The sequence below is a fragment of the Bacillus sp. m3-13 genome, from assembly GCF_000175075.1.
In the GTDB taxonomy this organism is placed as follows: Bacteria; Bacillota; Bacilli; order Bacillales; family Bacillaceae_I; genus Sutcliffiella_A; species Sutcliffiella_A horikoshii_C.
On sequence record NZ_ACPC01000020.1, the window covers coordinates 138,127 to 164,947 of the forward strand.

A 26,821-nucleotide genomic window follows, 5' to 3' on the forward strand; every position below is an offset into this window, starting at 1 on the left:
TACACTCCCAATCTATCTATTTTTTACAAGTTTGATGAGCGAAGAAGCAATCTGCCAGCCATCTGAACGTTTTTCTCCCAATTTAAATGGAATAAGATTGACGATACCGATCCAGAGGCTGAAATAAACGAACAAGGCAGAAAAGGAAAACTGAAATGGCGTCCAAAAAGGGAGAACAAGTAAGATCGATAATAGGTTAAAGAGTGGCCCGCCAAAGGAAATCCAAGCAATCTCTTTGTGGGATAACTCCCTAGTGAGATCATTGCTGGAGTACCCTCCCAAAAACGGGATAATGTTGATTCTTATCTGCGTTCCCTTTAGATTAAAGTCCACAACCTTAGGACCTATGCCAATCCCAATCTCCGTTTTTTTTACCTTATGAAGTTTTGCCATACTCACATGACCAGCCTCATGAATTAGGTGGACAAGCGGTACGACCAAATAAAAAAACATCAATGTGTCAAGCATATCAAGGCAACCTTCTTTTTAAGTCGTTGGTTTTATTATACATGAGCAGCAGGTTGAATTGGAGGAATTTGGTGTAGAAAAAAACTCCTGTCGGGGTCAGACCCCGACAGGAGTTTTTATATTTGTCTCGAATACACTAATGTTATGCCTTTTTAGATTATATCCAACCAAATTTTTATAGTCGTTGCTAAAATTAATAGTGCCAAAATCCACTGCAATACTTTCGTATTCAACTTCTGTCCAAGCTTTGCGCCAATTGGGGCCGCAATGATGCTGGCGATGACCATGACGATTGCTGGTACCAATAGAACCTGGCCGGTCGTGATCTTCCCGACGGTACTACCGATAGAGGAGATAAATGTGATTGCAAGTGATGTTGCGATCGTCATACGTGTAGGAATCTTCAGTACAACAAGCATGATCGGTACAAGCAAGAATGCCCCAGCCGCTCCCACAATACCAGAGCCGATACCGACGATGAATGCAAGAATCGCAGCCAGCGCCTTATTGAAGGTAACTTGATCGAGCGGTATGTCATCAATGCCTTTTTTAGGAACGAACATCATAATAACAGCTATAAGTGCAAGAATACCGTAAACCATGTTAATACCTTCCGCGCTCATAAGGCGGGATCCATATCCTCCAATAAAACTACCAATCAGGATACTTACTCCCATATAAATGATTAGATCTTTATTTAAATAGCCACCTTTGCGATAAGCCCATACACCTGAGATTGTGGCGAAAAACACCTGCACGGCACTTACACCAGACACCTCATGCGCCGTTAGCACAGTAAGACCAAGCATCGGCGGGATATATAATAACATCGGATACTTAATAATCGAACCACCAATACCAACCATCCCCGACACAAACGAACCGATGAAACCTATCGCAAATAAAGCTACAAGCCACAATATATCAAATTCCATAAAGCATCCCTCCTTCTAGGTTGAGGGGGTTTCGACACAAATGCCAAAACTCCTAGAGGGGTCTGACCCCTTTTTGAACTTTTTTTAATATTTCCCCCGCCCTTCGACACGAAGGGCGGAATTCCTTTGAGGGTCTGACCCCTCTTCACAAATATTTTTTATCCGTGCACCGCGCAACGGTTAGGACCGATTTCCATGTCGCGTTGTTCGTCATCTGTTGGGTTGATTTTCCCCATGTTTAGTTGGCGGATTTCTTGGTATGCGTTTGGTTGTGGTGGCAGGTTTTCGGAAACGAGTTTGCGGAATTCCGCTTCGTCTTCGATGTTTAGGCCTGCATTGTTTTCAAACAAGTCACCTAGACGCGCTGCTACTAGACCACCTTCACCTACTTCGGACATTGTACCGAAGTGAGCAGGTAACACAACTAGATCATCAGACAACTCTTTGTAGCGAGAGTAAAGTGTTTCGCGCAAGTCTGATACCCAGTCTTCCGCTTTTCCTGCTAAGTCAGGTCGACCGATGGATTCTACGAACAAGATGTCACCACTTAACAAGAAACGGTTATCCACGACAAATGATGTACTTCCAATTGTGTGACCCGGTGAGTAAATCGCCTGTACAGCAACCTTTGTCGTACCAACTGTGATTTCCACTCCATCTTCTAGTGCTGCATAATCAAACGTTACTTCTTCTGCATCCTTTGGAGGTAACCAGTAAGTTGCATTCGTTGCTTCACGAAGCATGCGTCCACCAGAAATGTGATCGGCATGCAAGTGCGTGTCAGCCACATGTACCACTTTCAAGCCTTTTGCTTCTGCAAATGAAATGTACTGATCAACCATACGTGTGGAATCAATGATCATAGCAGAACCATCAGATTCAACTAGGTAACTTAAGCAGCCTTTTCCGATACGAACGAACTGCCATAATGTACCGCCATCCGTTAAATCAGCTACTTTAACTGGCTCCAAGTACTCACTCCAAGCCTTCATACCACCTTGCAAGTAAGAAACATTTTTCACACCAGCTTCTACTAGCATCTCACCAACAAAGATAGATGAACCTTCTTTTGCACATACAACTAAAACATTTTCTGATGGAATTTGGTCTAAGATTTCTTCTACGCCATCCATCAACTCAAAGTAAGGTACATTCTTATGCTCAACAGATGCGCCTTCAATTTTCCAATCAGCAAATGCATCTTCGTTTCGCACATCTAAAATAAATAATGATTCATTAGCCAAAATCTTTTTCGTTACATCTTTTGCAGTCATTGCGTTTAACATGAACAAATACCCCCTATGGTATAATTTATTTTAAAAAATTTATCGTTTTAAGCTGTCGGACCTTCCCATTTACTCATTCCAGGAACAACATTTTTCACATTCGTAAAACCTAGTTCAGTCAACTTTTGTGCAGCCATGTCACTGCGACTTCCAGTCCGGCAAACGACATATGTTTCTTTTTCTTTATCTAATTCAGCAATTCCGCCTTCTAAGTCACCTAATGGAACGGAAACTGCACCAGGAATATGTCCGAATGCATACTCGGCTGGTTCACGGACATCCAATACGGTAATGCCTGCTTCCAACTTGGCAGCCAACTCTTCGTTCGTAGCTACATGAGGATAGTTTTGTTCTTCTTTTTCCTCTTCAGATCTTGCTTTACGGATATAATGTTTCAGTACATCGCCTTCTTCAAGCGTTCCTAAATATTGATGGCCAATTTTATCTGCCCATGCTTTAATATCCGCTTTAGAACCTTTATCTGTTGCTAATACTTCCAATACTTCTCCAGATTCAATCTGGTCGATCGCCTTTTTCGTACGCACGATAGGCATAGGACATGCCAATCCTTTTGCATCTACAGTCAAGTTTACATTCATCAGTAGGTCATCTCCCTTTATGAAAAATAATTATTTTACGTTACCTTCCCATTCAAGCATTCCGCCAACCATATTAATGACGTCAAAACCTTGGGCTGCCAAGAACATGGAGGCCTTTCCACTTCTTCCGCCTGAACGACAGACCATGTAATGTGTTTTGGTTTTATCAATATCTTGCGTACGGAATTCTAATAAACTTAACGGGATGTTCACCGCTTGTGGGATCTTCCCTGCAGCCACTTCCTCTGCTTCACGTACATCAATAATAGATACCTGCTCGCCAGCCGCAAGCTTTGCTTCTAATTCCTGTGGTGTAATCTCTTTCATGTTTGACAGCTCCTTTTCTATTTAAAATTACCAGGCATTCATGCCGCCTTTTACATTTGCAAGCTTCGTGAATCCTGCTTTCTTCAATTGCTTCACGGCAGCATTACTGCGCATGCCGCTTTGACAGATGACAATCGTCTCTTTGTCTTTCGAAAGTTTATTCATGCTGTTTCCAATGGTGTTCAGAGGGATATTCTGAAACTGTCGAATGTGATTCCCTTTGTATTCCATCGGTGTGCGAACATCAATGAACTGTTTGTTTTTATTTTTCATTTCCTGCTTCAATTCAGCTGTTGTTATCTGACGGACGCCGGCAGTCGGCTTCATTCTGCTGATCAGAAAAAACACTGCCAGCCCCATTAAAATATAAGGAAGAAACTCCATCTAGCAACACCCCTTTAGATGAATAAGTTAACATTACCTTCAGAAGCATCGCCTAAATATGCACCAACCCCTGCGTACTCAATACCGTCGATCATTTCTTCGTGCTTCAAGCCAAGTAAATCAACCGTCATTTGGCAACCTACAAGTTTAACATCCTGTTCTTTTGCCATTTCAATCAAGCTTGGTAAAGATTGAACGTTATGCTTTTTCATGATGCCTTTAATCATTTTTGGACCCATTCCTGCCATGTTCATCGTAGATAATGGTAACTTGTTAGCTCCGCGCGGCATCATTTTGCCGAACATTTTCTCAATAAAGTTTTTCTTTACTGGAACAAGCTCCTCTTTACGAAGTGCATTTAATCCCCAAAATGTGTGAAAAATCGTTACTTCGTGATCATAAGCTGCAGCACCGTTCGCAATAATATAGGCTGCCATCGCTTTATCATAATCACCGCTGAAAAGTACAATCGTTGTTTTTTTCTTTTCCATGATAAGATCCTCTCCCTTTTGTTTTTGTTTTATCTGTCGTTACGCTTTTTTAATATAAAAAGTAAATACGTCGTTCTCTTCTTTCATATCTAATAACTCGTTTCCAGTTGCTTTGCACCATGCAGCAAGGTCAGTCTTCGCACCTTTGTCTGTCGTGATAACCTCTAAGATCTCACCTACGTTCACTTCATTTAAAGCTTTCTTCGTTTTCACTAATGGCATTGGGCAAGCTAATCCTTTTGCGTCTAATACTTTGTTTACATTCATGTGTAATTCCTCCTAATATTTTTACCCCTGGGGGTATTTATTTTATTAAAAAAATATAGTTAATATCTTTATACCTGGTAGGGTATAATTTTCTTCAAAAAAATATTCGAGTTGTTGCACTCTATACCCTTAGGGGTATAATAACATATAAAAAAATATGATGCAACCTTTCATTTAAATACCCTAGTGGGTATCTATAACTCTATAATATACCACTTGGGGTATATTATCAAGTACTTTTTTTACTATCTGCTTTTAATGAGAAGATCAACTGCTTGTTGAACCATTTCGCTGGTCTCTTCACCTTTTAGTACATTTTCTCGAACGCATTGCTCCAAGTTTGTACTAACGATGACGCCAATGGCACGTTCAATTGCAGTGGTTGCAGCATTTAACTGTGATACCACATCTCGGCAATCTTCACCTTGTTCCATCATATGAAGAACACCCCTGATTTGCCCCTCGGCACGTTTCAAACGATTCTTCATCTGGTTTGTGTATTCCATAGCAGACATGCACCTCCTGTTGAAAATAATGTAGTAACAATGTCTATGCTCATATATTATACCCCCGAGGGTATATTGTCAACCCTTTTAGAAAGAATTCTTTTTCTTCCTTATTATATAAAATGCAGTTAGTTAGAATCATTTATACCATTAGTATGAAACCTTCATTTAATAAAATCGTTTCAACAAACACCTATTTATGATAGGATTATTCTTGTACATTGTTTGCCGAAACGTTTCGATTTAATGTTTTTTGTAAGCGCTTTTCTATTTTACATTAAGGGGATGAAAAGACATGATTGAAATTAAAAATAAACAGATACTTATAGATGGAAGTCCCGTACTTATTATGTGCGGAGAGATACATTATTACCGTTTGGAGCGAAAAGATTGGCAGGACCGCATCAACAAACTGAAGGATGCAGGCTGTAATGCTGTAGCAACATATATCCCATGGTTGTGCCATGAACCGGTGGAAGGACAGATGGATCTTGATGGCCGCACTCGACCGGAATTGGATTTGGGTGCAATTATCGACCTTTGTGCCGCAAATGATCTATATTTCTTTGCGAGACCAGGCCCGTTCATTATGGCAGAAATGAAAAATGAAGGAATACCTCATTGGGTATCTAAGAAGCACCCGGAAGTTGTTCCAGTCGGTTGGGATGGAAATGCAGCAACCACACCAACACTCGATTACTTGGCTCCAAACTTTTTAAAAGAAACAAAAAAGTGGTATGAGGCAGTGATGGCAGTCATCGCTCCCCGCTTGCACACAAACGGCGGCAATATTATAGGAGTGCAGCTTGATAATGAAATTGGCATGCTATCTTGGGTCAGCAATTGTCCTGATTTGACAGAGCAGTTGTTGGAGGACTTTTCTCGTTGGTTAAAAGAGAATTACGAAGAGGCGGAGTTAAAGGAGCGATATCCATTTAATCTGCATGATGCATCCGAGAGAATCACTGGTATCCGCTCTCCAAAAGAAGGGTATGCAGCCGAATTGATGCGTGACCTTGGGCATTACATGAGAAATCGCTTTGCACGCTATGTCGCTATTTTGCGGGATTATGCCGAAGAGTTCGATGTGAAAGATGTTCCATTTATCGTCAATATTCATGGAACAGGCGGCGGCCGCGGATTAACGTATCCGATTGGGATCTCTCAGCTTTATGAGTCCTATACCCAAAGTGAGGGGTATATGTCCGGTTCTGATATTTACTTCGGAGACTTGGATATGGAATCATTCCAAGATCTTTACTTGATTAATGGTTTTATGGATGCAGTTCACAATCCTGATCAACCTTTGACTAGCGTCGAGTTCAATTGTGGTGATGGCAACTTTGGGGAAACATATGGCGGTCGCTATGACGTATCCGCAGCCGATTTTAAAACAAGAATGTGTGTCGCACAAGGAAATCGTCTGATTAACTATTACCTGTTTACAGGTGGGTATAACTATAAAATGGATGAAGCAGCAGGCGACGGAAACGGACGTATTGCTTCTACTGGAGAGCGTCACGGTTTTGCGGCACCGGTCAATCCAGAGGGCAAGCTCAACTACACTTTCCCTCGCATGGCCAGTTCCATCAAAACGATGATGGCAGTCGGGGACAAGCTCGCCGCAATGGATGAAGACCGAGATGCTGTAGCATTTGCGTTTATCCCGGACTATTATATGACCGAATATCGTTATCCTGAGAGCATGAAAATGCGAGAGATTGTAGACAACATCACGATGCATCGTGGGGCAGGTGCGTGGGAGATTGTTGCGCGGGCCATGCTGCTTGGAAGCTACCGTTTCAGTTCCGTGGATGTACAAAATAAGGTGTTGGATCCTGAAGTGACCAAGGCGCTAGTGCTACCTTCTGCCCGTTATATGGACAGAGAAGTCCAGTTGAAATTGTTGGAGTATTTGCAGCGTGGTGGAGGAATTCTGTTGTATGGCGAGGTTCCGACTTTTGATATGGAAGGCAAGCCTTTTACCGCACTTGCAGATGCACTTGGCGTGAAGCCTTTAGCTGTAACATTCAATGAACATGGCCGCTTTATGTCCTTAACTGCAGACGGATGGGCAGCCAATCGCCATGAAATCCGCACTTATTTTACACAGACATTTGAACTTGGTTCTAGTGCGGAAGCTATCATGCGTGTGACCGAATCCGATGATGTATGCGGTTTTGACGCGAAGGTTGGCAAAGGGCGTGCCATCGTGCTTGCTACAGCTTACCGTTGCGATATCGACCTTTTTAAAACTGCCTTGGAGCGACTTGGTGCTGTGGCGGGTCTAACTCATGATTGCGGGTACCATGGGATTTTCTCGACTTCTGTATCTAATGGCGATGAGCGTTTTATTCATCTATTGAATTTGGATGGATTTGAGAAGGAGATTCAGGTTCGTTTAGACGGTGAGGTGTTTTTGGAAGGCCGCACGTTCACCCTTCAAAGTAAAGATGGTGTGATGTTACCGATGAATGTATCCTTGGAGAGACCGGGAGTGAAAATAGTTTATTCGACTGCTGAAATTATGGAGGTTTCCGCTGACTCCATTGCCTTCCGACTGACACAAAGCAGTGACAGCATTCTCTTGGAAACAAACAGGGGTGTGCTGGAGAATGCTAATTATCATGTAAAAGAGGTTGATTCTTCAAAAGTATTGATTACTTCTAAGAAACATGGAAAAATTGATGATCATTTGGTGGTCAAATTTAATTAAAACAGGTGTCCAGATACCCTTCCTCTTCATAGGAGCACGGTATCTGGGCATTTTTACTGTAATTTAGTCGAGTTCGTGCGGAAACAGGGTGAGTTTGTGCCAAAATGATGAAAGTTCGTGCCAAAACACCCCGAGTTCGTGCCAAAACCAATCAAGTTGATGCCGATTTCCCAAAACCACAAAAAAACAGGTAGCCCCCTTACTCCGGAGGCGACCTGTTCAACAAAACATTACATTCTATCCATCATCCCTTGCAAGTTCCCAATACTCACCCGCAAACTGTCCAAAGGATTCCCCGGGCACACATCTTGCTCAATGATGTACCACTGTACGCCGTTCTCTTCTCCCCAACGCAATACCGGTTCAAAGTCGATGACCCCTGTTCCTACTTCTGCAAAGCTTCCTTCTTCACCTGCAGCCATATCTTTCATATGTAAAGTTGGAACACGGCCAGCTAATGGTGACAAGAATTCCAGAACATCACGACCAGCTTTCGTTACCCAATAAACATCCAATTCGGCATGCAGCAAGTTATCAGCACTTGGCTCCAACAAATATTCCAAGACTACCTTACCGTCAATTTCCTTATGAAACTCAAAATCATGGTTATGATAGCTGATCGTGTAGCCGTCTTTTTTCAACACAGCAGCAAGCTCGTTCAACTCAGCCTTCAAAGAAGCATAATATTCCTCCGTACGGTCCTCTTCTAGCACATAAGGCATAACAAGATGTTTTGTACCAAACAATTCCGCTTCATCCAACACAGCAGGAAGCTCGTTACTTAATCGATCCAAACCTACGTGCATACCTGCAACAGATAACCCTAATTCCTTCAATGCTGCCGCAATTTCTTTTGGATCATGGCCGTAAAGTCCTGCCATTTCCACTCCAGCATAGCCCATTTCTTTTAGTTCTTTAACTACTCCGATAAAATCTTTTTCCAATAGATCGCGCACCGTGTATAGTTGCGCGGCAATTTTATGCTTCATCCTCAACCGCCTCCTTATTTTAAAAGGCTGTTTTCGTAAACTTTGTTGCTGTTTCGTATACTCAAACTAGCCGATATCTTACTTACTGTCGTGCTCTTTTCTCTGTTTTACAAAGCATACTACTTGCGATTTCTAGAGTACGTAATCAGTAAAAAGTCCAATTGCCGACTTTTTACCAATGATTAGCAACATTCTTTGAGAAAAGAGCTTTTTAAAAACAAGCAACCAAGATCGTTGGTTGCTTGTTCACAATAGCTAAACTTACACCCACCACATATCAGCAGGTTGTTCTTTGATCAACACAGATTGAAGGTTCGTCACCGCACGTGCAAATCCTTCTTCAATCGACATGATCGGATCCTCGTGCTCGATGCTGACTACATAATCGTAGCCATAAGTGCGCAGGGCACTCATCATGTCCGACCACTCTTGGACACTATGACCACATCCAACAGAACGGAAGCTCCATGCGCGAGTTTGGACTTCGCCGTATGGCTGCATGTCCGTTAAGCCGTACATATTCACATTATCCTGATCGATGTAGGTGTCTTTTGCATGGAAATGATGGATTGCTCCAGCTTTTCCTAAAATTTTGATTGCTGCAACAGGATCGATTCCTTGCCACCAAAGATGACTTGGATCCAAGTTTGCGCCAATTGCAGGGGACGTTAACTCACGAAGTTTCAGCATCGTGTGCGGCGTATGTACCAAGAATCCGCCGTGCAATTCAAGACCTATTTTGATATTACGCTCTTCTGCGTACTTCCCTACTTCTTTCCAGTAAGGTACAAGCTTTGTTTCCCACTGCCATGTTAGTACGTCGCCATACTCATTTGGCCATGGTGCAACAGGCCAGTTTGGCGCTTTCGCATTTTCGCTGTCACCAGGTACGCCGGAGAAGCAGTTCACTACTTCCACTCCTGTTAATGCAGCAAGTTCAATCGTTTTTAGTAATGTTTCATGGGATTCTTTTGCAAAAGCCTCATCCGGTGAAATTGGGTTACCGTGGCAGCTGAATGCACTGATTTGCAAGCCGCGGGAATGGATTTCCTCCATATAAGCATTGCGTGCCCCTTCATCTTCTAAAAGAGTATCCAATGGACAATGGTTGTTGCCAGGATAACAACCAGTACCGATTTCCACTGCTTCTAGCCCTGCCGCTTTTACATAATCCAGCATTTCTGTGAAAGATTTATTTGCAAAAAGGACTGTAAATACGCCTAGTTTCATTAGTGTTCACGCTCCTTAGTTCAATTCGTTTTGGATGTTGACAATCTTCTTCGTTTCGTTGGATTCAAGTGCTCCTAAAATAACCATCAAGGAGTTCTTGCCTTCGTTTCCGTCTACAAGTACTTCTTTATTTTCTAAAATGCTTGCTACAAAATGGTCGATTACATGAGAACCAGTTTGGCCGCCAGCGTCATTGCTTTGAATTTTGCCTAATTCGTAGCGAACTGTTTCACCTGTTGCATATTGTACGACTAAAGAGTGAGTCGGATCATCTTCAAGACGAAGAACCGCTTTTTCCGCATAGATGATTGTGGAGTTATCTTCACGTTTGTAAGACCAGCTAGCAGCAAGTGTTCCAACGATACCGCTTTCTGTTCTTAACGCGCAAACTGCCGTGTCATCCACATCTGTATTTTCTTTGGAAGAAGTTTCGATGAATGCTCCCACTTCCACAATTTCTTCCCCTAAAAGGTAGCGCATCAAGTCGGACTTGTGCACGCCAAGGTCTCCCATCGCACCGATGAATGCTTCTTCTTTACGGAAGAACCAGCTGTCTTTTCCGTCCACACTCCAGCCTTCAGGTCCAGGATGTCCGAATGCTGTACGGAAGCTGTAGATTTTTCCGATTTCTCCGCTTTCAATCAGTTGTCTCGCTTTTTGGTGGGATGGAACAAAACGTTGGTTGTGCGCGATCATCAGTTTTTTACCAGATGCTTTTGCAGCTTCAATCATTTCGTCTGCTTCTTCTTTAGACGTTGCCATCGGTTTTTCACATAAAACATGCGCTCCAGCTTTGGATGCATAGATGGATACAGGCGCATGCAGGTAGTTCGGTGTGCACACACTCACAACATCCAATTCTTCACGGTCAATCATTTCTTGATAACTTTCATATGCTTTTCCGCCGTAAGTTTCAACAGCTTGCTCGGCGCGTTCTAAAACAACATCACATAGTGCAACAAGCTCCACATTTGGGTTTGCATGGTACTCCGGTAAATGGCGGTGCTTCGCGATACTTCCGCATCCTACTACTCCAACTCGTAATTTCTTCATTTTGTTATCCCCCTTATTTGCTTTTGATTTCTTCTAATGGTTTTGCATTTCCGTAATATACATCGCCGATTGTTGTCGGTTTTGCCCAGTTAACGGCATTCTTGATAACTTTTTGTACTTTTTCATGATAGTAAGTCGGGTATGTTTCATGTCCTGGACGGAAGTAAAATACTTTCCCTCTTCCGCGCTTATATGTGCAACCGCTGCGGAATACCTCTCCACCTTCAAACCAGCTCACAAATACTAGCTCGTCCGGATCTGGAATATCGAAGTGCTCGCCATACATTTCTTCGCGCTCGATATCAATGTGCTCCCCGATTCCTTCTGCGATTGGATGGCCTGGTGATACGACCCAGATGCGTTCTTTCTCGTCCGCTTCTCTCCATTTCAGGTCACAAGTTGTACCCATCAATGTTTTAAAGATCTTAGAGAAATGACCAGAGTGGAGAACGATCAATCCCATTCCGTCTAGTACTCTATTCTTTACGCGAGTAACGATTTCATCGCTCACATCGTCATGCGCCACATGGCCCCACCATAAAAGAACGTCAGTGTTGTTTAGCACTTCTTCGGTAAGTCCGTGTTCTGGCTCGTCCAATGTAGCTGTTCTTACTTCGTAGTCTTCTTCTTTTAGGAAGGAAGCGATGGCACCGTGGATACCTTCTGGGTATACTTCTCTCACCTTTTCGTTTGTTTGTTCATGGCGGTTTTCATTCCATACAGTTACTTTAATCATTGTTGTTGCTCCTTTCCTTACTACCATTCTATTTTGGTTACACCGCTGCTGATTTCTGCGACTGGCTTCGCTTTCCGCGGGGCCCTGCTGGAGCCTCCTCGGCAAGCCTGCGGGGTCTCCACCTAGTGCTATCTTCCACTGGAGTCTAAGCCTTTCGCTCCAATCATCAGCTAGGTTACTTATATTTTTGCAAAATCTCTAACTCTATTAATTTGTTGTGGTCATGAGTGTGGGAACGTTTCCATATTGCTGTATATGTAACGTCTCAAGATAACTCTCCTACATTATAAATGGATAATAAAGCGTTTTCAATGTTAAAGTCCGAACTAGATAGTAAAATTCCGACTTTTCGCGTGAAGGGTGGGAGTAAGTACAGGAAAGGGTATGGAAGATGACTGGAGTGAACTTGATGGGAAAGAGGGAAAATGGATAAATCAGTTTTACAATGGATATATTTTTTTTACAATGGATTAAATCTTTTTACAATGGATATATGGCTCTGAACAATGGATAAAATCTTTTTACAATGGATAAACGCCGATCCAACCGTCAAACTCCCCCACCAATCACACAAAAAGCCCTCCCTGTCATATCATCAACAGAAAAGGCCCTAACATAACTTCATTTTCTCCTTACTTAACCGACTTACGCTCCACAATCTCGGTAGAAAGGTTATAGTAGTTTTCTACTGAATCTTCTTTGGCCAACGCTTGGAATACTACATGTACCGCTAATGCCCCAACTTCATACTTTGGCTGCCTCACGGTTGTCAAAGGCGGACTCACATACTCAGCAAGCTGGATATCATCATAACCAATGATGGAAATATCCTCTGGCACACTGATTTTGTTTTCTTTAAATGCCTGAAGACCGCCGATTGCCATCTCGTCATTGGCGTAGAAAATTGCTTCGGGAAGCTGGCGTTGCGCGATCAGCATTTTCGTTGCCCGGTAGCCGCCTTCACGCGTAAAATCTCCGGACAGCTTCCATTTGTTCTGGTATTGGATGCCATGGTCCTTTAAGGCAGACATATACCCGTCAAAACGCATCTCGTTATCGTGGGAGTTCATTGGTCCGCTCACATAGCCGATTTCACGATGCCCTTTGTTTATCAGATACTCTGTAGCCGCATATCCGCCATGGATATTGTCCACTTCCACTTGATACACAAACTCATGATCAAGCTTTCGGTCAAGTACCACGATTGGGAAGCCTTCGCGGGCTGATTCTAAGACAATATCATTTGTTATGTTATGGGCAAGGATGATCGCACCATCCACCCGTTTTTCTTTTAAAAATTTGGCTGCCGTGGATTGTGCTCCGCCGACAGAGCTGCACGCGATCAGGTCATAGCCATTTGCCGTTGTCACTTCCTGTACCCCTTTGATGAGTTCGGAATAGAACGGGCCAGATAAATCCCTTAAAATAAGTGCAATGGTATTGGTCTTTGTTCTTTTTAAATCAGATGCAAAGCCATTTTTAAAATAGTTGAGTTCCCTTGCAGCTTCTTGGACCTTTTTCATCGTAGCCGGACTGACCTTGTTTACATTATTTAAAGCATAGGATGCCGTCGAAACAGCTACTCCCGCTAGCTTTGCCACATCTTTGATTGTTGCCACCTTGCTTAACCCCCTTTTAAAGACAGACCGCACAGCCAGAAATGACATGCGAATCCGCCTCCGTTCGAAACGTTTCAATCTCCTACCTCTAGCATAATGTAAACGTTGCTATTATTCAATAGTTTATAGCTTCAATAAAGGGCTCAATAAAAGGGAATCCCGCTTATTTTTCAAACAGTTCCTGATTGTCCTGACTCAATCCAAAAGGAAGGATTTCGGGGCGAGAACAAGCATTTTGAATGAGAATATGCTTTCCTTCCACTGAAGACTCGTGAATCGCATGCATGACCTCTAATACCTGCAAGGCCATCTGTCCATTTGCCCTGTGATTTCTTCCGGCTCTGATTGCATGGGCCATATCTGCCGCTCCAATTCCTCTGCTGTTATCGGAATATCCATATTCGAGTGGAACTTCTTTAAAGTCGTGCGCCCCCATTTCCCGGACACGGATCGCACCGCCAAAATTATTCGGATCCGGTACACTCAATGTACCTTTTGTGCCGTAGATTTCCATGCAGGGAAGCTGTGTACCCCCCATCACATCAAAACTTGTAATCAGTGTTCCGACCGCTCCATTTTCAAAATCAAGCAAGCCTGTGACATGTGTTGGTGTTTCTACTGGAATTTGGCGTCCGTAATCTTCTTCCCTTGTCACGGTTCGCTTTTCAAAAGCCGACTGGGTCGAGCCTGTCACTCGTTTGATTGGTCCGAAAAGGTGAATGAAAGCTGTTAGATAGTATGGCCCCATGTCAAACATTGGTCCTCCACCTTTTTGATAGTAAAAATCAGGAGCCGGGTGCCAGCCTTCAGGACCTGCCCCAAGCATGAAACCTGTTGCTGCTACAGGCTTGCCGATAACTCCTTCATCGATTAGTTTGCGGCAAGTTTGCAGCGCACCACCAAGGAAGGTATCTGGGGCACAACCAACACGAAGCCCTTTTTGCTCCGCCAGTTCTAAAAGTTTTTTCCCTTCCTCTACATCGATCGTCAATGGTTTTTCCACAAAGACGTGCTTGCCCGCTTCAAGTGCAGCAAGTGTCACTTCATAATGTGCTTTTGGAATCGTTAAATTGATGACCATTTCAATTTCCGGATCTGCCAGCATTTCTTTGACCGTGTAGACTTTCTTTACGTTATATTCTGCTGCCTTTTCTTTCGCACGCTCCATATTCAAATCAGCCACTGCAACAATTTCCAAGATGGAAAATTTGCTTGGCGCTTCTAAATAAATACCGCTGATCGTACCTGTCCCGATGACTCCCACTTTCACTTTTTTCAAGACTTTCTCTCCTCACAAAGAAATACGGCGTACATAAATCTACGCCGTATCCTATATTTAAATTGGTATCTTCCTATTTTACCCTTTTAGTGGTAAAAATGCTTAGATAAATACCTCGATCTTATTTTTAACGTCAACCAAATGTTGTTCCAATGCGGCCTTGCTGATGACAAATCCACCGCTGCGATAGCGGTTGGAAACTTCTGCTCCAGCCACTAACTTGTCATTCATACGAACTTCCTTCTGCTGTTGACCTAAGTGATAAACGAATTGAACATCATGTCCATTTACTTTATAAGTAAAGTGCAGCCCGTCAAGTTCAGCTGGCAACACTGGATCCACTACGAGGTCTCCAGCTTGGAAACGGATGCCGAGGCAGTTGGAAATCAATTGGTTCATGTAGATTCCCGGTCCGCTAGAGTAGATTCTCCAGCCGCCTTTTACTTTTACAGAGCCATCGCGCAGTTTGCCGAATTGTTCTTGTGCTTCGTAACGGTCATTGAACTGTCCGTCAGAAGAACTGAAGTAGGCGTTGCTTTGACGGCGTTCCGCGTTTGGCACTGCCTGTTGGATATTGATTGGGTTGATGGTATTCAAACCTCTCCACACTTCATCCGTCTTCCCAAGCTTGGCCATTGCTTCCACATAACGGATATGTGCGTGCACATATTGAAGTCCGATTTCACGACCGAAGTTTGCGGCTTGTTCTGCACGCTTAAAGTGAGTGCTGACACCACCTGCATAGTTTGCCGGTCTGTTCATAAGGCGCACGCCGTCCGGGCAGTACAATTCTTTTTTAATCAGGTCAAAATGTGCTTTCGCTTGTTCTGGTGTTAATAGTTCACTGATCATACTGCGAGTCATCGGCAGCAAACGATAATGAATACCTGTTTTCGTATCTTCAGGGTGTACCATCAATTCTGGTTTGTCCTGATCTTCCATGTAAACGAAACCTGGAATCACGTCAGTTGCAAGCATGTATTTATTAAAGTCAATTTCAATTCCTTTTGCCAAAGCCTTCAAATCTTCGGCTTCATCTGTCAACACTTCCTCAAGTGCTTTGGAAAGAGTATTCAACACTTGATATGTTAAGGAAACAGTCCAGCTTGATACCATATATTGCTTCAACTGTGCATTTGCCGGCTGCAGCGTGTCATCCCAGTCTCCGTCCCCATAGGAAGATAGGAAGGTATCATGTAAGAAGTGATCCTTAATGTATTGAATTTCTTTTTTCGCATGTTCCAACACAGTAGCTTTTTCTTCTGTGAATGTGAAAGCACCACGTACCGTATAAGGAACCTTTTCTTCTAAAATAGAGAAATCTTTTGTGATCGTCAGGTAATCACTTAACACTTTAAGTGGCCAAACGATGATATCTCCGTGGCTCTCTTCACTTTGGATACGGTTGTATTGATCGAACATGAACCATTGCGGCCAGTTCCCCGTGTCCTCATATTGATGAGTGTAAACTTTTTTGATGATTTCCTTCACACTTTCATAGTTTTGCGTGGCCATGAAGTATTCCGTTGGCCCTTGGCAAACATCACGCGTGCCCCATGCCGCTCCACCGTACTGCTCAAGGCCATGAGGCACCGAGTAGTGAACAAGCATGTTGTGTGTGTACCACCATGCAGTGGCATTCATCTTTTCTATCTCTTCCTTGCTTTCGCTGCCCAATGACAACTTGAATCCGTTCATCACTTTTTCAAAAAATGCACGGTAGCGCTCTACTTCTGTCGCAAAGTCCGGCGTCGCAAATTCTCGCTCTTCACCGTGCAATAACCCTTGAACCGTCATTGTCCAGCTTGCTGTTGCTTCTGTTTCCAATACAACTAGGGAAGCAGATCCTGGAACGACTCCTTCTGCAAGCTTCGTTTCGTCGCTTACCGTAAAGTCAGTGCCTTCCACGGTCAGTTTGTATGCCAAATCAGGGTAAACATGCTTGCTGTCAGACCCGTCCACCGCTTTGAACGTCAACACCTTGCCATCCTGTTTCATGTCATAAGAAACAACCAGCTCATTGTTGTTCATTGAGATTTGATTTGTAACAAGGTAGCGGTAGTTTTTGCCGTTTTCTGACGTTACCTCTAATTGAACGTCTGGGGAATCTACTACTGTATAGTTTGTTACCACGATCACGTCGTCTGCGGTTTTATAGAACCAGCGGGCATAGTTAAAGCCGATTTCGAATAAAGTAGGCATCGTTAGTAGCTTGTACTGTCCTTCCACTTCCACGTAAATGCGCTGACCGGAAGTTTTCATGACATTCAACGCATTACGAGCGTTTGTCATCATTTTATGGAAGGACGTGTTTCCTACCACAAGCTGTGAGTTGAAAATACCGTACATATAAGATGTGGAAGTGATGATGTTTTCCGTCATTTTGTCATTGTTGCCTGACATGATGATATGGCCGTGCGGGCGCTCCACGATAAGCTCTTTTTCTTTTAACACGATATGCTCATACGTATCGGTGAAGAAGGAAAGCAAGGTGTCTCCATCCCATTCTTCTTGCTTGCGAACCGGGAAGTACTTATCTAGTTCCGCTTTTGTAAAAGAAGACCCGGAAAGCACCCCGGATAGGTTGGCGTTGGCCGTAACTTTTTCCAGCTCCTCAGAAGAGTCGGATGCAAGGTTCTTCACTTCTTCCCAAGCTTGTGCTACCTCGTCTGTAAACTCAAGCTCTGTTACAGCTTCCTGATGGTTTTCTTTGAACTGGCCATAAAATACGAAGCTTTTTTGTCCATCAAGTATAACCTTTTCAGATTGCAATCCTGTAAAAGCAAATTCATACTGATAGATTTCATTGGCAAGCGTTTCTTTTGTTAAGATTTCTGGCTCGTTTGTTTCTTTATAAGAAAGACCGAAGAATTGGAAGCCGTCTGTTGAATAGCCTGCTGCTTTTGTCAGGGAACCTTGCTGCAGGTATAGAAAACCTCCAGGCTGCGGCTGGTTCTGACGGGAGCAGACAACATAGCCATTTTGCTCGTCTTCAAATACGGTGTGGTCGATGTATTGGGACAAGTAAGATTCGTTTGTACGGACAAGTCCTTTGCTTCCGATTCCAACGTCTTGCCCGTAGACAACATCCACTGTTTGGCCTGCGCCATTTACGTTTACATCCCAGAACCAGATGCCTTTTTCAGATAGACGGAAGCTAACAGAATAGTCGATGTCAGCAACTGTTCCTTCCCATTTGATTTCGTTTTGGGAGTAGCTCGTGTTGCTGGTTGATTTTACGCCTAGTAGCGGGTAGGCGTGGATACCGTTTTCGTCGTGAACGCGAAGGTATAGATTGTTCAGTGCACCGTCGATTGGGTTGGACATCCATTGGTTGATCATGATTTCTTTGTGTGTTGCTTCGAAGAGGTCCCCGCTGTTAAGGAAAGTAAAACGAACATCTCCGGCTTCTATGTTAATTTTTTGATTGGCTGTTGTTGTTTGCATGATTAAAGTCCTCCTTTAATGGTTGTTGCTTTTACGGCGCAGATGATTTCATACTACTTATTTAAAACGAACTCTTTTATCGTCAATTCGTTGCTGTTCGGGCCGATCATGGCGTGGAATTTGCCTTTGTCGCTTTGGAAACTCAGGTCCGAATGGTAGTATCGGAGCTGTTCTTCTGTGATGGTAAAGGTTATTTGTTTTGTTTCACCAGGCTCTAGCCATACTTTTTCATAGCCTTTTAGCTCTTTAAGCGGGCGGACGATTTCACCAGACAGGTCACGGATATAGAACTGCACCGTTTCTTCTCCGGCACGCTCACCAGTGTTCGTTACGTTGACTGTCACGTCGAGGCTGGAGTTTTCTGTTAAACTGTCTGCAGATAAACTCATATCGCTGTAAGCAAAGGTTGTATAACTTAACCCGTACCCAAATGGAAGTAAAGGCTCATTTGGTATATCAAGATAATGTGTGACATAGCGTTCCTGCTTGTTCTCGCCTTGCGGGCGTCCTGTGTTGAAGCAGTTGTAGTAAACAGGAATCTGGCCTACAGAGTACGGGAAGCTCATCGTAAGTCTTCCAGAAGGATTCGCATCTCCAAACAACAGGTCTGCGATGGCTGATCCCGCTTCAGTACCCGGATACCATGCTTCAAGCAAGGCATCGGATTCAGCGATCACCCCATGAAGATCTAATGGACGACCATTGAAGAGAACCGTCACGACAGGTTTTCCAAGCTCCCTTATTTTCGCTACAAGCTTTAATTGTGCTTCCGGCAAGCGGATGTCAGCTCGGCAGCCACCTTCTCCGCTCATTTCTGATGCTTCCCCAAGTGCAAGGACGATCACATCTGCTCCCTTCGCTGTCTCCACAGCCTCTGTGAGCTGCTCATCTGTTATCGCTTCGATATCAGATCCTTGTGCAACCAAAAGATTGGCTTCAGAAGTTTTTGCAAGCAGTCCGTCATATAGCTGTACTGCCGCTTCCTTTGAACCTTGCCAGGACCAAGGACCAAGCACGTCACCATTTTGGGCAAACGGTCCGATCAGTGCGATTTTCTGCTTTTTATTTAACGGTAGAACCTGGTCATTTTTTAAAAGAACACTAGATTTAATGGCAAGTTCCTTTGCCACGTGGCGGTGTTCCGCTGACATAATGACCTCTTTTTCTAGTTCTTCACTCGTACCGCGGTATGGATTTTCGAAAAGACCAAGTTTGTTTTTAAGGTTTAAAATACGTAAGACCGATTCATCAACCAGTGCTTCCGAAAGCTCCCCGCTCTCTACAAGGTCTTTAAGATTCTTTGCATAGCAGGCAGTCATCATTTCGATGTCCACCCCTGCCTCAAGGCCTTTCAGCGCCGCTTCTCGTTCGTCTTCTGCAACACCATGTGGAATCAGTTCTTTTACTGCGCCCCAGTCGGAGATCATCACACCGTCAAAGCCCCACTCCTCGCGAAGCAAATCTCTCATCAGCTTTTTGTTTCCGGATGCAGGAATGCCGTCTACCGTGTTAAAAGCGGTCATGACCATCTCACAGCCTTCATCAAGTGCTGCTTTATACGCTGGCAAGTAAGACTCGCGAAGCTGTCTTTCTGACATGTTGACAGTATTGTAATCGCGCCCTCCTTCTGGTGCGCCATATGCTGCGAAGTGTTTTACGCACGCTGCAACACGGTGAGTGTCATTGGTCAAGTCCTCTCCTTGGAAGCCTCGAACAAAGGCCTTGGCAAAGACACTGTTCAAATAAGGATCTTCCCCGGTTGATTCCATCACACGTCCCCACCTTGGATCTCTTACTAAATCGACCATCGGTGCAAACGTGACATGAACACCAGAAACAGATGCTTCTTTTGCGGCAATTTCTGCACTCTTTTCGGCAAGTTCTGTATCCCAGGAGCAACCAATCGCAAGAGGTACAGGAAAGATGGTTTTAAATCCGTGGACAATATCTGCCATCATCAGTAGAGGAATTCCCAACCTGTTTTCAGCAAGGTGCTCTCGTTGAATATTGGCAACTTCCCATGCCCCTGATGCACCAAGGACGGAACCGCTGTTTTGCACCACGTTATTTGAGATTCCCATATCTTCAAGAGGACCGGTAATTTCTCCATCCCCTGCTGCACCTTTATAGAAGAATGTTGCCAATTGCATGAGCTGGGCTATTTTCTCCTCTAATGTCATTTGTTCTAGAAGACTTTCCATGTTTTTAGCCATCCTTAATTACCTCCCCAATCGCATTGCACCAATACGAAACGTTTTCACTAAAATAATGCATAATTATAAGCTTTTGTGTAATAAAATCTATCTCATTTGTCGAAACGTTTCTATTTATTTCGATAAAGAGGCCATAACGGCACTCTTTACCCACTTATTCACCCGCTATACCAGAGCGGTCCACACCTTCGACAAACCAGCGTTGCGTGATGGCATAAACAACTAGCATCGGCAAGATCGTCATGACCGTTCCTGCCATATTGATACCTTCATTTATTTCAGATGCTTCCCCGCCACTTTGCGGGTACATTTGTTGATAGGTGGCTACGAACTTTTGGAGCTCGAGCGGTAAGGTTGTTAATGAGTTACCAAAATAGATCGCTGCCAAATATGTTTCGTTCCAGTACCAAACGAAGGAAAACAAGAACGAAATGATGATCGCAGGTGCAGCCATCGGAAGCGCAAGTGTCAAGAATATCCGTAAATATCCTGCGCCATCAAGCTGAGCAGCTTCCTCAAGCGCCTTTGGCATCATTTTAAAGAACTGATAGAAAATCAGAATGAAGATTGCGCTGTTGATTCCTTGTCCAAGTAAGGCCGGAAACAAGAAAGCCTGAATGCTTCCCAGAATACCAATCTCGTTAAAAAATACATAACGAGGGATGACCGTCACTTGAGGAGGAATGATGAACGTCGCCAATACCAACACAAACATGGTTCGTTTGAATGGAAAGGCAAAGCGCGCAAACCCATAACCAACAACCGCACACACTGCCGTTTGAACGATGGCAGGAATAGCTGTCACATATAAAGATTCCAATAAAGTAGGCAGGAATTTCAATACCGCATAAGCAGCTTGATAGTTTTCCAGATAAAGTTGCGTCGGAATCCAGTTTACCAGTGGATTTAAGATATCATCCAAACTTTTCAAACTATAAGAAATCATATAAAGCAACGGGAATAAGTATACAAAGCCAATTCCAATCAATAAGCCGTAAATGAATAGCTTATAGAGAAGGCCGTCGTTCCCTTTCATTCCGAAAGCGAGCTTTTTCAACCTGGTCACGATGCCTGTCCCTTTTGGTTTGCGGTTAGTCAGCGATTCGCTTGCCATGATAACGGCCTCCTTTAAGCATAATTTTTTCTTCCTCTAACAGTTAACAGTGCGACTGAAATACCCAGTGCCACCGCAATCAATAAGAAGTAAATCCATGATAGGGCTGAGGCATAACCAAAGCCTGTATTGATTTGAAACATATTCGTTTGGATATGCTCAATGACTGGATTTAACGAGAATATCGAGAATGTCACTATCGTATAAACCGTGTTAACGACGATCATCGGGAAAATGCTTGGCAGTGTCACCTTCCAAAAGCACTCCCAGTTGGACGCCCCGTCAATTTTGGCAGCTTCATAGACTTGTGTATCTATCTTTTGCAAGGCTGCCAGGAAAATTAAGAACTGCACCCCGGAAAACCATAAAATGATGATCAGGTTATCCATTAAATACAGTAGTACACTGCTGAATAAGGAATCCGCTGAGAGCATTGTTTCAAACACCGCATAGTCCTTGATGGAAGGAATGGATGTCACACCCTGCGAGATTAATTCATTGATAACCGGGCCGCTCGCAATGATAACCGGTAAGAAGAAAATCATCCGGAAAAAATTACGAAAGCGGATCGGCTGATTCAATAGAATCGCGATGATTAAAGAAAACACAATGATGATTGGAACTGATAACACAAGCTCCTGCACGAACGTCAATAGCTTTTGTGTAAACAGCGCGTCCACTGTAAAAGCATCTTTAAAATTATCAAACTTTACAAAGGTCGTTTGGATGCCTTCTGTGGTGATCCGTACTTTTTGAAAACTTAAGTACAACGAATAAAAGAGGGGATAAGCTGTGAATAAGAGAAACCCAAGAATCCAAGGTGAGATGAACAATAATCCTGTCAGCGAATTCTTCGAGCGCATGGATAGCTGCTTCATGCTTAATTCCCCCCTTCTTTTATGCTAAATGACGTAGCCTTGACCGTTGTTCCGTCAATGGACACGTCTGAATCCGTGTAGTTGACGATAATGGATACCCCATTTTCATAAACAACTTCAGACACCCCTTGTTGATTGACAATCCGATCGACAATTGAGCTGTTTTCTACTTTTCCAAGACTTTCTTTCACTTGACTGTATTGACTAATCAGTTCTTCTTTCCAACTAGCAAACTCTGATGTATACAAACCTCTTGATGGAGTCTTCATTAATAGCTGTGCGGACTCCCTCGTCAGATAAAAGGATGGATAAGCACCAAACTCAATCATTCTTAGCACTTCTTCCGTTGGATTATGAGAGAAGTTGGAGAAGGTCGCATAATACGGCGTGTGTCCCTTCAAGACGATTTGTAAGAACGGAACGGTGTCTGTTACAAACATATAGTTGGAGGAATACATCGGCATATCCAAGTACTTGCTCATATAGCCCCAAGCATAGTCATTCGGACGATATAGAGATAAGTCCATATTTTGTTCCTGATAATGTGCAAAAAGTTCTTGATTCGATTCCATCATCTCTGCTCTTGAAGAGGACATGCCCTTATTAAAGTCAGAGAATAGTTTACTTGCAGTCGTTTCCACAGCTATGTTTTCTACTCCGTGATCCTTGAAATCCGCTGCATCTTTTTTGGCAATTTCAAGCGATTTCGCAGGACTGAGATAATAACTGCTATAACCAAATTGACTTTTCGTCATCGGCTGGCCGTTAATTTTCTTGGACACATCCTTGCTTCCGGAAAAGCCGGATGCGCCGTCAAAAGCAGTCGTGAAGTCTGTGTGCAGATAGAAAGGAATGTCTTTTTCCTCTAAAGTTTGGATGGTTTCCTCCAACTCCCCTTTTCTGCCCACTTTCTTCTCTATCGGAAACTTCTGTGGCAGGGTTCCTGTCAAGCCGCCTTTTGTCCAGCCTCTTAACACCACATGCAGATTATCGACATCATTCTGCTCCAACTCTTCAACAAAACGAGGAATGTCTTGGATCTCTGTCATTTGCTCCACAGAATTCCAGATCAGGCCTTTTTTCGTTTCCCCGCCTAAAAGTTCCAGGCGAAGATCTACCTTGTCTTCATTATTGCCAGAAAGCGTGCCTTTTTCTTCTAAATGCTGCTGATATCTGTTGGCCATTCCGACATAGTCTGCTTCTTCGTCAGATAAAAACATGACTTTCTGTTTGATAGTGAAGCTGTTTTTTTCTTCTTGGTAGACGTTAAAGCCTCCCATGCTCTTGCTTGTCGGTTGAAAATAATTAAAGCGATATTGATAGTCTGATGTTACCCAAAAGAAATCAGTAGAGGCACCAGACGGATAAGCTAGAATTCTTCCATAGCTTTGGCCTTCCTCAATGGATGTGATGAAGGCATTTTGTTTGACACCATGTACGGCACCGTACACAGGAACGGAAATCGTCTGTGCCGGGTATGTGTCATCTTCTGTGCTTTGCGGTCTCGTAAAGCCTTCATCTTCTCCATAGATGGCACCGATGAATGGTGTATCTGAACGGAACGCACTCTTTTCAAAACGCATGAGCGCACCGCTTCCGTCCGGAATAAACAAGTATCCGGTGATATCATCCATGTGGGAAGCACCTAGGAATGGATAAACTTTCATCGCTACAATCTTATTGTAAGTACCATCTTGTACGCCTTCATCCGGCACATCAATCACGATGCTTTCGTCTTCAAGCGTTACATTCAGTACGACTTCAATGCTGGAACCACGGAAATCAATTTCTGCAGTAAAGCCGTTGTCGTTTAATTGAATGTTCGGCTTTGTCTCTTCTGTCAGAATGCTTTCTGTTTTGATGTTACCGCGGCGATCCAAGTAATCAATCGTGATGGCGGATTGCACCATATCTGTCCATGTGTTGTTCAAACGGTAGTTCTCTGAATTATCAACACCTGAGTGCCAAATATAGCCCGTTTCTTTGTTCTGAATCTTTATAGCCAGCGACTCTTCTTGCACATACAAGGCAAGCTTGTCGTTCTCCGTTACTTTGGTAAAACCTTCAAGGCTTCCTTCGGGCAGAGGTTTATTCTCTCCCTCTGGTTGGGTGAACTGATTGGAATCAAAGCGGAGTGTCTCTTCTCCGAGCTCTGTTTCCACCTCGATTTCTTCCAACTCTTCTTTTGATGTCAATGATTCAGCGAATACGGATACCGGAAGAATGGCGATAAGCATGACAAGCAGAATTTTTTTAAACACGGAGAATCACCTCCTGAATGATTGCTGTTACAAAATCAATAACCTGATCCATCAATACGTAGATGATGAAGCATACCAATACTATGATGAGCATACAGAAAATCGTCGTAAATATATTTCGTACCGTTCCCCAGAATTCAAAGGCATGAATTTCTTTGATCATGATGAACAAGATAATTAACGACCATCCCATCATCACTTGCATAAAGAATACATACAAGAAGTATTCATTTAGCGTAAGTACATTGGACATGAGCGTAATTGGAACCAAGAGCACAATAATCGGTGCCAATGAATAAATGGTTCCAATATAAATATCGGAGAATCTTCCTTCTCCATCGTTAATAGTACTGACTAGATAGTTGGATACGATGAAAAGTATGATTGGTAGGAATAACAGAATGAATTCCATCCCAAAATTGATTTGCTCAAGCGTAATACCGCCCCTGAAAATAAATCCTGTGAAATATTTCATGAACAAGAATTCGGCATACAAGATGACGTAAAGAATGGTGGCCGATAAAACACTGACCCTTCTCTGTCTTTTAATATAATAGAAACTGTCGATTGGATGACGTAAAAACTTACCTAGAAATAATAGCTCACTTAATAGTTTCTTACTTTTAAGTGCCTGCCATCTTTTTCTTGCCGGTGCTAAGATTCCTTTCTTTTTATCTGCAAAAAGCAAGGTCGCCCTGACAGCAAATAAGCCGATTAAGATAGCAAAAACAGTGCTCAGGTTTTCATTCATCCACTGATTTCTAATTTCCCAGAAAGAGTCCGAATAGCCTTCTACATTCCCTACCAGTTCAAAAGATTCTAAAGCCGCTTCATATTCCTGCTGCTTATAGTAAGCTTCCCCCATGGCGTTGTGCGCAAGGCCAATGGAAGAATTCATCCGTAACACTTCGCTCCAATATTGCTCACTCTCTATGTAAAGCCCTTGAGCATAGAGCGAGATCCCGCCATGAAGCATTTCTGCAAAGGCTGTTGGTTCGAGCACTTGAACGGTTCCGCGCTCACGGTCTGTAACAAAAACCCTGCCGAGATTATCTGTTGCAACTCCTGAAGGATCCATAAACAATCCCAGGCGGTTTGTTCCATCGTCTTTTCCGCCAAAAATAAAGAGCAGATTCCCGAAACTATCATACTCATAGATTCTTCCATCTTTAGCTAAAACAAAGAAATTTCCAAGTGGCCCCATTGAGATATCCTGAAGATTGGTAATCTCAGAAATGTATGGCGATAAAATATTCCCACCCGCAATATTAAGTTTCCGGATGACTTCAAAGCTAGTACCCGCTGTAATGGTGTAAACAAGTCCTTTTTCATCAATCGCAATATTAGTCGGCGCTGGCGGCACTTTTAAAAACATGCTGGAGCGTTGCTGATCGGTTGTCAGGGCATCTTGAATGACAGACATTAACGACGGTCTTGTACGGTTTACCCCGAAGAATCCAAGAAATGTGCCATCCTGGCCAACCTGGATGATCCCATTTGTTGAACCCTCTCCGATAATGTAGAGGTTGCCTCGTTTGTCCACGGTGATTTTTTGTGGTTTATACGGCGTTCTTGTCCCAAAAAGGGGAGAATCCGGTCTGCCGTATTCTTGGAGCATTTCTCCATCTTCAGAAAAACGGTAAACTTTTTCATTTGTATAATCTGCTACATATATTTGCTGTTCTTCATCCACAAAAACCCCAGTCGGCATTTGCAGGATTCCTTCTCCGACCTCTAACAGTTTTCTACCATTCTCATCGAACTTGGTGATTTTCTTCGTACCGGAATCAGCCACATATACATCATTGTTCTGATCGATATAGACATCTTCCGGACTGACTATATCATTTGTACTTCCGAAAAGCCCCACCGGAATATAAGCAGTCTGCGTTTCAATGATATCCCCTTCTGTTGATACCGTCTCTGTATTATATGGAACAGACAGGGCTGCAAAAGATTGCAAAGGAGAAAGGAGGATTAACCATACAGTCAATAAGCCAATGAAAATGTGCTTCATACTCTT

At 43.3% G+C, this 26,821-nt stretch carries 22 protein-coding genes; 1 reads left to right on the top strand and 21 read right to left on the bottom strand.

Features of this window, described 5'->3' with window-relative positions; genetic code table 11:
- Positions 1–12: 12 nt before the first annotated feature.
- From M313_RS0114490 to M313_RS0114530, 9 genes are all read right to left on the bottom strand, one after another.
- Positions 13–468, bottom strand: a complete 456-nt coding sequence (locus M313_RS0114490) for a site-2 protease family protein (RefSeq protein ID WP_010196727.1) — start codon at positions 466–468, stop codon at positions 13–15.
- Positions 469–620: 152 nt separating this feature from the next.
- Positions 621–1,403, bottom strand: coding sequence for a sulfite exporter TauE/SafE family protein (locus M313_RS0114495; protein ID WP_010196730.1), 783 nt, complete (start codon positions 1,401–1,403; stop codon positions 621–623).
- 158 nt (positions 1,404–1,561) lie between these two features.
- Complete coding sequence (locus tag M313_RS0114500; RefSeq protein ID WP_010196733.1) at positions 1,562–2,689, bottom strand: MBL fold metallo-hydrolase; 1,128 nt, start codon at positions 2,687–2,689, stop codon at positions 1,562–1,564.
- A 47-nt stretch (positions 2,690–2,736) separates the two neighbouring features.
- Entirely contained in the window at positions 2,737–3,288 is a 552-nt protein-coding gene (locus M313_RS0114505; RefSeq protein WP_010196735.1) for a sulfurtransferase TusA family protein, read from the bottom strand.
- Between the two features lie 30 nt (positions 3,289–3,318).
- Positions 3,319–3,615 carry a rhodanese-like domain-containing protein gene (locus M313_RS0114510; RefSeq protein WP_010196738.1) on the bottom strand — a complete coding sequence of 99 codons (297 nt, stop codon included), beginning with the start codon at positions 3,613–3,615 and terminating at the stop codon, positions 3,319–3,321.
- A gap of 27 nt (positions 3,616–3,642) precedes the next feature.
- The gene (locus M313_RS0114515) at positions 3,643–3,999 is read right to left on the bottom strand and encodes a rhodanese-like domain-containing protein (protein ID WP_010196749.1); all 357 of its coding nucleotides are present in this window, start codon (positions 3,997–3,999) and stop codon (positions 3,643–3,645) included.
- Between the two features lie 14 nt (positions 4,000–4,013).
- Positions 4,014–4,490, bottom strand: coding sequence for a DsrE/DsrF/DrsH-like family protein (locus tag M313_RS0114520; RefSeq protein ID WP_010196750.1), 477 nt, complete (start codon positions 4,488–4,490; stop codon positions 4,014–4,016).
- A 39-nt stretch (positions 4,491–4,529) separates the two neighbouring features.
- Positions 4,530–4,757 (bottom strand): sulfurtransferase TusA family protein, encoded by a 228-nt coding sequence (locus tag M313_RS0114525; protein WP_010196752.1) that lies wholly within the window; start codon positions 4,755–4,757, stop codon positions 4,530–4,532.
- Between the two features lie 245 nt (positions 4,758–5,002).
- A complete protein-coding gene (locus M313_RS0114530) occupies positions 5,003–5,263 on the bottom strand; it encodes a metal-sensitive transcriptional regulator (protein WP_010196754.1) in 261 nt (86 codons plus the stop codon).
- 295 nt (positions 5,264–5,558) lie between these two features.
- Here M313_RS0114530 and M313_RS0114535 point away from each other — a divergent pair, with 295 nt between their 5' ends.
- Positions 5,559–7,979: a beta-galactosidase gene (locus M313_RS0114535; protein ID WP_010196755.1), complete on the top strand. Its 2,421-nt coding sequence runs from the start codon at positions 5,559–5,561 to the stop codon at positions 7,977–7,979.
- Between the two features lie 230 nt (positions 7,980–8,209).
- On the opposite strand, the gene M313_RS0114540 is transcribed toward M313_RS0114535, so the two are convergent.
- The 12 genes from M313_RS0114540 to M313_RS0114605 form a co-directional block, all read right to left on the bottom strand.
- A complete protein-coding gene (locus M313_RS0114540) occupies positions 8,210–8,968 on the bottom strand; it encodes a sugar phosphate isomerase/epimerase family protein (RefSeq protein WP_010196758.1) in 759 nt (252 codons plus the stop codon).
- Positions 8,969–9,229: 261 nt separating this feature from the next.
- Positions 9,230–10,198 carry a sugar phosphate isomerase/epimerase family protein gene (locus M313_RS0114545; RefSeq protein WP_010196760.1) on the bottom strand — a complete coding sequence of 323 codons (969 nt, stop codon included), beginning with the start codon at positions 10,196–10,198 and terminating at the stop codon, positions 9,230–9,232.
- 15 nt (positions 10,199–10,213) lie between these two features.
- On the bottom strand, positions 10,214–11,251 hold the full coding sequence (locus M313_RS0114550; protein ID WP_010196762.1) for a Gfo/Idh/MocA family protein: 1,038 nt from the start codon (positions 11,249–11,251) through the stop codon (positions 10,214–10,216).
- A 13-nt stretch (positions 11,252–11,264) separates the two neighbouring features.
- Positions 11,265–11,987, bottom strand: coding sequence for a ThuA domain-containing protein (locus tag M313_RS0114555; RefSeq protein ID WP_010196763.1), 723 nt, complete (start codon positions 11,985–11,987; stop codon positions 11,265–11,267).
- A gap of 632 nt (positions 11,988–12,619) precedes the next feature.
- Positions 12,620–13,606, bottom strand: a complete 987-nt coding sequence (locus M313_RS0114565) for a LacI family DNA-binding transcriptional regulator (protein ID WP_010196764.1) — start codon at positions 13,604–13,606, stop codon at positions 12,620–12,622.
- A 163-nt stretch (positions 13,607–13,769) separates the two neighbouring features.
- Positions 13,770–14,885 (bottom strand): Gfo/Idh/MocA family protein, encoded by a 1,116-nt coding sequence (locus M313_RS0114570; protein ID WP_010196765.1) that lies wholly within the window; start codon positions 14,883–14,885, stop codon positions 13,770–13,772.
- 102 nt (positions 14,886–14,987) lie between these two features.
- Positions 14,988–18,332 (bottom strand): GH36-type glycosyl hydrolase domain-containing protein, encoded by a 3,345-nt coding sequence (locus M313_RS0114575; protein ID WP_010196766.1) that lies wholly within the window; start codon positions 18,330–18,332, stop codon positions 14,988–14,990.
- A gap of 53 nt (positions 18,333–18,385) precedes the next feature.
- Positions 18,386–20,545 carry a beta-glucosidase BglX gene (gene bglX / locus M313_RS0114580; RefSeq protein ID WP_010196768.1) on the bottom strand — a complete coding sequence of 720 codons (2,160 nt, stop codon included), beginning with the start codon at positions 20,543–20,545 and terminating at the stop codon, positions 18,386–18,388.
- 154 nt (positions 20,546–20,699) lie between these two features.
- The gene (locus M313_RS0114590; protein WP_010196773.1) at positions 20,700–21,659 is read right to left on the bottom strand and encodes a carbohydrate ABC transporter permease; all 960 of its coding nucleotides are present in this window, start codon (positions 21,657–21,659) and stop codon (positions 20,700–20,702) included.
- Between the two features lie 14 nt (positions 21,660–21,673).
- A complete protein-coding gene (locus tag M313_RS0114595) occupies positions 21,674–22,537 on the bottom strand; it encodes a carbohydrate ABC transporter permease (protein ID WP_010196776.1) in 864 nt (287 codons plus the stop codon).
- A 2-nt stretch (positions 22,538–22,539) separates the two neighbouring features.
- Positions 22,540–24,798, bottom strand: coding sequence for a DUF5696 domain-containing protein (locus M313_RS0114600; protein ID WP_010196777.1), 2,259 nt, complete (start codon positions 24,796–24,798; stop codon positions 22,540–22,542).
- Positions 24,791–26,815 (bottom strand): YIP1 family protein, encoded by a 2,025-nt coding sequence (locus tag M313_RS0114605; protein WP_010196780.1) that lies wholly within the window; start codon positions 26,813–26,815, stop codon positions 24,791–24,793. The genes M313_RS0114600 and M313_RS0114605 overlap by 8 nt, the downstream gene beginning before the upstream one ends.
- Between the last annotated feature and the right edge of the window lie 6 nt (positions 26,816–26,821).

Bases quoted from the DNA above. Each gene is read 5' to 3' on its own strand.
- M313_RS0114490 (WP_010196727.1), bottom strand. From the start codon at position 468: ATGCTTGACACATTGATGTTTTTTTATTTGGTCGTACCGCTTGTCCAC.
- M313_RS0114495 (WP_010196730.1), bottom strand. From the start codon at position 1,403: ATGGAATTTGATATATTGTGGCTTGTAGCTTTATTTGCGATAGGTTTC.
- M313_RS0114500 (WP_010196733.1), bottom strand. From the start codon at position 2,689: ATGTTAAACGCAATGACTGCAAAAGATGTAACGAAAAAGATTTTGGCT.
- M313_RS0114505 (WP_010196735.1), bottom strand. From the start codon at position 3,288: ATGAATGTAAACTTGACTGTAGATGCAAAAGGATTGGCATGTCCTATG.
- M313_RS0114510 (WP_010196738.1), bottom strand. From the start codon at position 3,615: ATGAAAGAGATTACACCACAGGAATTAGAAGCAAAGCTTGCGGCTGGC.
- M313_RS0114515 (WP_010196749.1), bottom strand. From the start codon at position 3,999: ATGGAGTTTCTTCCTTATATTTTAATGGGGCTGGCAGTGTTTTTTCTG.
- M313_RS0114520 (WP_010196750.1), bottom strand. From the start codon at position 4,490: ATGGAAAAGAAAAAAACAACGATTGTACTTTTCAGCGGTGATTATGAT.
- M313_RS0114525 (WP_010196752.1), bottom strand. From the start codon at position 4,757: ATGAATGTAAACAAAGTATTAGACGCAAAAGGATTAGCTTGCCCAATG.
- M313_RS0114530 (WP_010196754.1), bottom strand. From the start codon at position 5,263: ATGGAATACACAAACCAGATGAAGAATCGTTTGAAACGTGCCGAGGGG.
- M313_RS0114535 (WP_010196755.1), top strand. From the start codon at position 5,559: ATGATTGAAATTAAAAATAAACAGATACTTATAGATGGAAGTCCCGTA.
- M313_RS0114540 (WP_010196758.1), bottom strand. From the start codon at position 8,968: ATGAAGCATAAAATTGCCGCGCAACTATACACGGTGCGCGATCTATTG.
- M313_RS0114545 (WP_010196760.1), bottom strand. From the start codon at position 10,198: ATGAAACTAGGCGTATTTACAGTCCTTTTTGCAAATAAATCTTTCACA.
- M313_RS0114550 (WP_010196762.1), bottom strand. From the start codon at position 11,251: ATGAAGAAATTACGAGTTGGAGTAGTAGGATGCGGAAGTATCGCGAAG.
- M313_RS0114555 (WP_010196763.1), bottom strand. From the start codon at position 11,987: ATGATTAAAGTAACTGTATGGAATGAAAACCGCCATGAACAAACAAAC.
- M313_RS0114575 (WP_010196766.1), bottom strand. From the start codon at position 18,332: ATGCAAACAACAACAGCCAATCAAAAAATTAACATAGAAGCCGGAGAT.
- bglX (WP_010196768.1), bottom strand. From the start codon at position 20,545: ATGGCTAAAAACATGGAAAGTCTTCTAGAACAAATGACATTAGAGGAG.
- M313_RS0114590 (WP_010196773.1), bottom strand. From the start codon at position 21,659: ATGGCAAGCGAATCGCTGACTAACCGCAAACCAAAAGGGACAGGCATC.
- M313_RS0114595 (WP_010196776.1), bottom strand. From the start codon at position 22,537: ATGAAGCAGCTATCCATGCGCTCGAAGAATTCGCTGACAGGATTATTG.
- M313_RS0114605 (WP_010196780.1), bottom strand. From the start codon at position 26,815: ATGAAGCACATTTTCATTGGCTTATTGACTGTATGGTTAATCCTCCTT.